Here is a 290-nt window from a genome sequence, read left to right on the forward strand (position 1 = left end):
TTAATTTATCATAACCCTCAGGACGTTTTTTATAGTAAAAAGCATCTCCTCCCAGGGTAGTTCCGGAATGTATGTTCACCTGATCTCCAATGACCGTATTGTCATAGATACTAACATTGGCGTGGATCAAACAATTCTTCCCGATCTTCACGTTATTCCCAATAAAAGCCCCCGGCTGAACTACAGTTCCTTCCCCAATTTCTGCGGAAGCCGCAATAGTTGCTGATGCCTTTTCGAACGGCCTGAAATATTTGGTGAGCTTATTAAAGTCCCTGAATGGATCATCTGAT

At 42.4% G+C, this 290-nt stretch carries 1 protein-coding gene; it reads right to left on the reverse strand.

The window, feature by feature from the left end; translation table 11 throughout:
* The coding region (locus HC175_RS23130; RefSeq protein ID WP_479685273.1) for an LbetaH domain-containing protein at positions 1 to 290 on the reverse strand (290 nt) is incomplete at both ends.

It is taken from the genome of Salinimicrobium oceani (genome assembly GCF_012037645.1).